Origin of the sequence: Mesorhizobium sp. M7A.F.Ca.US.014.04.1.1 (assembly GCF_003998745.1) — a bacterium.
Classification (GTDB): Bacteria; Pseudomonadota; Alphaproteobacteria; order Rhizobiales; family Rhizobiaceae; genus Mesorhizobium; species Mesorhizobium ciceri.
The window spans coordinates 1-5,486 of the sequence record NZ_RZRW01000401.1; the positions used below are offsets into that span (position 1 = coordinate 1).

Here is a 5,486-nt window from a genome sequence, read left to right on the forward strand (position 1 = left end):
CGCGGAACCCGCCATAGCTTTCGCCGGCGAGGAACAGTGGCGACCCGGTGCGGCCGTTCTGCGCGAGATAGAGCCGGATGAAGGCGCCTATCGAGCTGGCATCCTGGTTTACGCCCCAGAAATCGCGCGTGTCCTGCCCCGGTGCCTCGCGGCTATAGCCTGTTCCCACCGGATCGACGAAGACGAGATCGGTCATGTCGAGCCAGCTGTCCGGATTGTCGATCAGTCTTTGCGGTGACGGCAGGAATTCGCCGTCGGCTCCCGTCGCGATTATCCGTGGACCGAGTGCGCCGATATGCAGATAGGCGGACGCTGCTCCAGGGCCGCCGTTGAACACGAAGGTGATCGGCCGCTGCTGGTCTTTGGCCCCGCTTGCCGGCGGCTCCAGTGTGTAGGCGACGTAGAAGATCTCCGCCGTGACGTCGCCCTTGCCCGATAGCAGCGACAGGGTCGCCGCCTTTGCCTGGTAATCCAGCTTGCGCCCGGCCAGCGTGATCGAATGGTTGGTGGTCTGCGGCGGCGGCAGCAGGGATAGCACGCCGCCCGAGGGCGCCGGCCGCTCCGCCGTTTCAGCCAGGACGGGCTGCGCCAGGACGGCGAGCATCGGCAGGATAAGGCAGATCAGTTTCAATTTGACCGGCATGATGGCTCCGCGACAACGACTCCCGCATAGGTATGGCCGAGAGGGTCGAAGTCAAAGGAAATGGCTGATTTGAACTTGCAACGGCTTGCGCTAGAGCCGGATGATTTCAGGTCGATCGACCTGAAATCTGAATCCGGCTCTAAATCAAACAGATGGAGCATGATGCCGTCCGAAAACCGCTTCACACTTTTCGGCATCATGCCTAGTATGAATTGGAATGCAGTCGAACCTTTCCCTCGATCAGTTTGGGCGCTGGAGCGGCGGTGTCGCCGCTGCGGCCGTTGCCGTGACACCCGAAGAATTGTCGGCTCGCTTCACGGCAGCGGCGAGCGAGTTGCTTGGCTCCGACCGCGCCTATGTCGGCTTTTACCGTCGCGACATCACATCCCTGACCATCGACGATGCCGGTCCCGATCGCTGGAACCGCGACTACGATGCACGACTGTATCGCCAGGATCCCTTCTTCCAGAGGTTCGCCAGCACAAGGCAGGATTTCCTGTTGCCGCTGTCGGCACTCCGCAATGGCGACTTCCAGCGGACTCCCTACTATCGCGAATTCTTCGGCCCTTCCGACAGTTTCGACGAGATCACCGGCGTGTTCAATCTCGACCGGCTGACCGCTGGCTATGTCACTTTTCTCAGGCGAAACGGGGCAGAACCGTTTGGCGAGCAGGATCTGGCGACGGCTTGCGCGGCAAGCAGCGCGACAAGGCTCATTTTGGAAAGATTGCTCCATCTGTGCCGCTTCCGGCACAAGGGCGCCGCAATCGGTGACGCTCGCTCGCGGCTGAGCAGGCGCGAGACCGAGATTGCGCGGCATCTGGTCGATGGTGGCAACGCCAAGACGATTTCGCGATGCCTCGCCATCTCGCCCGGGACCGTCCGCAACCACATCAAGCAGATCTATCGCAAGCTCGGTGTGCACTCCCAGGTCGAGTTGCTGGCGGCCATCCGCGAAGCCGCTTGAGCCTGACGGCTTCCGCCCGGCTCTGTCTTTTTGCTTTGACGCAATTCCCAAGGGAAAGCGCTACGCGCTTTTCCCGGGAAAACCGCTGCGCACTTTTTCTGGAATTGCTCTATTGTCCCGTCACGATGCGCGTCCACATGCGGTTTTGGGATCGCAGCAGCTTTGGGTCGTTGTTGTCCACCACGAACAGTTTGGCCTTCACGGCATCAGGCGGAAAGACGCCGGGGTCGCTGGCTATGGCCTTGTCCATCAGCGGCAGGGACTCCGGTATCGCATTGGCGTAGGAGACATAGCTGGAATTGGCCGCGGCGATATCGGGCCGCAGATTGAAGTTGATCCAGGCCTGGGCGTTGTCGGGATGCGGCGCATCTTTCGGTACCGCCATCGTATCGAAGTTGATGAGCGTGCCTTCTTTGGGGATGGAATAGGCGATCTCCAGCTTCTTCACGGATTCCGCCGCACGGGTCCTTGCCTGGAGTATGTCGCCCGACCAGCCCAACACCACACAGATGTCACCGTTGGCGAGGTCGTTGATGTATTTCGACGAATGGAAATAGCGGATGTAGGGCCGCACCTTGACCAGCAGGTCCTCGACCTTGGCGAGGTCGTCGGGACTGGTCGATTTGGGGTTGATGTGAAGGTAGTTCATCGCCATCGGGATGACTTCAGCCGGCGCATCGATGATAGCTACACCGCAATCGGACAGCTTCTTGACCACATCGACGTCGAAGACCATGGCGAAGGAATCTGTCGGCCCGTCCGGCAGCCGCTGCTTCACCGCAGCGACGTTGTAGCCAATGCCGTCGGTGACCGCCATATAGGGCACTGCATGCAGGTTCTGCGGGTCGGCGCCGGCGATCAGCGCGAGGGCTTGCGGATCGATCTTCGAGTGGTTGGCAAGCTTCGATTTGTCGAGTTCCAGGAAAGCCCCTGCTTTCACCTGGTTCTTGAGGAACGGATAGGCTGAAGGGTAGACCACGTCATATCCGGAGCCGCCGGTGAGCAGCTTGGTCTCAAGCACCTCGTTGCCGTCATAGACGTCGTAACGAACCTTGATTCCCGTTTCCTTCTCGAATTTCTCGGCCGTGTCCGGCGCGATGTAGTCGGACCAGTTGTAGACGTTGACGATCTTTTCCTCGTCCGCCGAAGCCGCATTTGCGCAGACGCCGCAGGCAAGCAGGGTTGAGAAGATCAGAGCGCGCATGAATGTCCTCCGTTTTCGCTATGTGTTCTCGGCATGCTCCGTCCCTCAACGTCGTTGCGGGGCATAGACCGGCAAGGTGATGCAGGCGACATTGCCGCCGCCCAGCAGGATCTCTCGCGAGTTTTCGATGCCGACTATTCGGTGGTCGGGAAACAGCTCGGCCAGCGTCCGCTTGGCCTTCACATCGAGATCGCAGCCGAACTGCGGCACCACCACGACGCTGTTGCCCGGATAGTAGTTGATGTAGCTCGCCGCGATCCGGTTTCCGGCCGGTCGCGCCCAGGTCGAATCCAGCCGGTCCACGCTGTCGCTTTCTTCCGGCGTCATCTCGATCGGCAAGGGATGGGGCAGCCGGTGAACTTCCAGCGCGCGGCCCTTCGCATCACGAGCCGAACGCAACACCGCCTCGGCTTCGCGCACGATCTCATATTGTGGGTCGTCCCGATTGTCGGTCCAGCTCAGCACGACCACGCCGGGGCGCACGAAGCAGCAGACGTCGTCGACATGGCCGTCGGTCTCGTCGAAGGCAAAGCCGCGTGGCAGCCAGATGACGGTGTCGACACCGAGATAGTCGCCAAGCTGGCGCTCCACCTCGGCCTTGCCGAGATGAGCGTTGCGATTTCGGTTGAGCAGGCATTGCTCCGTCGTGATGAGCGTGCCCTGACCGTCGCACTGCAACCCGCCACCCTCGGCGATCAGAGGTGCGCGGTAGCGATCCATGTTCTCGATTTCGAGCACTTTTTGCGCCGCAAGGTCATCCAGGTCCCATGGCGAATAGAGGCCGCCGTCAAAACCGCCATAGGCGTTGAAGATCCAATCGACGCCACGCACGTCGCCTTGATCGTTGACGACGAAGTTGGGACCGCTGTCGCGCAGCCAGGAATCATTGGTGGACATCTCCACGACACGCACATGGCCAGGCAATCGCGCTCGGGCATTCTGCCACTGGCGAGCAGAAGCCGCCACCGTCACCGGCTCGCTTTGCGCGATCGCCGCGGCGACATCGGCGAACAGTTTTTGCGCGGGCTTGGCGCCGAGGCGCCAGGTGTCCGGCCGCTCCGGCCAGATCATCCAGCAGCCTGACTTGGGTTCGAATTCGCCGGGCGCGCGAAACCCATCCTGTTTCGGCCTTGTCGAGAGGGTTCGAGGCATCGGGGACCGCCGGGAAATGGAGTGATGACTTGCCCGGATCAGACTTTTTTGGGACCTTGTCCGTCAATGTCCCATTTGGGATATCGGTGTAGGCGGCTGGCACCTGTTGCGGAATGGCATTGCCTTCCCAAGGTGATCGGCGCAAATCTTGACCGGACGGCGCATGCCGGTGACGCAAGCAGTCGACGAAAGGGGAAAGCGGATGGATGCGACCGAACTGAAGGCCATGCAGGCGCCGCTGAAGCAGGCCTATCGTGACGACGCTTCGCAGGCCATGATCACGCTTCGCGCCAAGGGCTCGATCGACGACCAGTCGGTTGCCTGCAAGGTGGAGACGGGCAGGGCGCTCGCCATCGCCGGCCTGCATCCGGCAACAGGCGGCTCAGGCCTTGAGCTCTGCTCGGGCGACATGCTGCTGGAGGCGTTGGTCGCCTGCGCCGGGGTGACGCTGAAGGCGGTGGCGACGGCGCTCGAGTTCAAACTCGGCGCCGCCGCGGTAGAGGCTGAAGGCGATCTCGATTTTCGCGGCACGCTCGGTGTCGCCAAGGATGCGCCGGTCGGCTTTCGCGCCATCCGGCTCAATTTCAACCTCGACACCGATGAGCCGCAGGAGCGGATAGACTCGCTACTAAAGCTGACCGAGCGTTATTGCGTGGTATTCCAGACCATCAGCCAGAAGCCGGAACTGACGGTCAGCGCACGCCGCTGACGCCTACTGTGCTGACGGTTCTTCGGCGTCACCCTCGTCGGTGAAGGGCGAGGCGCTCGGCACGCATTGCACCGACCAGCCGGCTGGTGTCGGCTGCTTCTGATATTCGGTGATGGCGGCGGTGCATTGTTCGCGCTTGTCGAAGGTGCTGGGCAGCACGACCATGCCGCCTTGCGGACCGGCGATTACCAGATACCAGACCAACGCTGCTGCGGTCGTAGCCATGGGGATTTCCTTGTTCTGCCAGTTGGGCGCTTGTTGTGGGAGTCGCGGTGACCCTACCAACTCCAAGGAAATGACGAAAGCATGACCGCCGCACAGCTTCCCGCCGTCTCATCACAGCCGCGTGATGTGACGGCGGGTTTCCCAGCCCGATTTCGAAGCGCAATCGGCTCAGTTGGTGGCAAAACAATAGAACAAGCCATCGCCCCCGGTGCCCTTCAGCGCCTCTTGGCTGCAGCCGCCGCGCGAGGCGTGCGAGGAATTCCAGGATTTGGCGGCTGCAGAATCGTCGAGGCCCGTGCGATCATGATGGCCCATCATCGCGGCGCCTTCCGCCCCGCTCATCGTCCAGTCGCCGCAGGTCTGGTCGGCGATCTTGGTGCCGTCGGGCTTGGAGCCGGTCAGCACGTCGTGGCGGTTCGGCGTGTCACCGCGGCCGTTGACCACTTCGCCTTTCTCGTTGAGCGCCGTCTGCTTGGTGATGCCGTTGGCATCGCTGTGCAACGAGGCGACGTCGTCAGCGATCTTGACGCCCTTGGCGTTCACCCACGGCCCCTTGCCGATACGGTCGCGGGCGTCGGTGTCGCTG

General features: G+C 61.9%; 6 protein-coding genes and 1 pseudogene. 2 read left to right on the forward strand and 5 right to left on the reverse strand.

All coding sequences use genetic code 11. The annotated features are described in order from the left end of the window. A pseudogene (locus EOA22_RS23235) lies at window positions 1-643 on the reverse strand (peptidase S10); the annotation flags it as partial. 217 nt (window positions 644-860) lie between these two features. On the opposite strand from EOA22_RS23235, the gene EOA22_RS23240 reads away from it, so the two are divergent. After that, a complete protein-coding gene (locus EOA22_RS23240; protein ID WP_013532535.1) occupies window positions 861-1,610 on the forward strand; it encodes a LuxR family transcriptional regulator in 750 nt (249 codons plus the stop codon). A 109-nt stretch (window positions 1,611-1,719) separates the two neighbouring features. Here the strand turns inward: EOA22_RS23240 and EOA22_RS23245 are convergent, their stop codons facing one another. Together EOA22_RS23245 and aguA are read right to left on the reverse strand one after the other, a co-directional pair. Then, window positions 1,720-2,814 (reverse strand): polyamine ABC transporter substrate-binding protein, encoded by a 1,095-nt coding sequence (locus tag EOA22_RS23245; RefSeq protein ID WP_013532534.1) that lies wholly within the window; start codon window positions 2,812-2,814, stop codon window positions 1,720-1,722. Between the two features lie 45 nt (window positions 2,815-2,859). Then, the gene (gene aguA, locus EOA22_RS23250; protein WP_013532533.1) at window positions 2,860-3,966 is read right to left on the reverse strand and encodes an agmatine deiminase; all 1,107 of its coding nucleotides are present in this window, start codon (window positions 3,964-3,966) and stop codon (window positions 2,860-2,862) included. 202 nt (window positions 3,967-4,168) lie between these two features. Between aguA and EOA22_RS23255 the strand changes: the two genes are divergently transcribed. Next, window positions 4,169-4,675: an OsmC family protein gene (locus tag EOA22_RS23255; RefSeq protein ID WP_013532532.1), complete on the forward strand. Its 507-nt coding sequence runs from the start codon at window positions 4,169-4,171 to the stop codon at window positions 4,673-4,675. Window positions 4,676-4,678: 3 nt separating this feature from the next. Here the strand turns inward: EOA22_RS23255 and EOA22_RS23260 are convergent, their stop codons facing one another. Both EOA22_RS23260 and EOA22_RS23265 read right to left on the reverse strand, forming a co-directional pair. Then, a complete protein-coding gene (locus EOA22_RS23260) occupies window positions 4,679-4,900 on the reverse strand; it encodes a hypothetical protein (RefSeq protein WP_013532531.1) in 222 nt (73 codons plus the stop codon). 168 nt (window positions 4,901-5,068) lie between these two features. Beyond that, window positions 5,069-5,486: hypothetical protein (locus tag EOA22_RS23265; RefSeq protein WP_127390241.1), on the reverse strand; the 418-nt coding region annotated here is incomplete at its 5' end.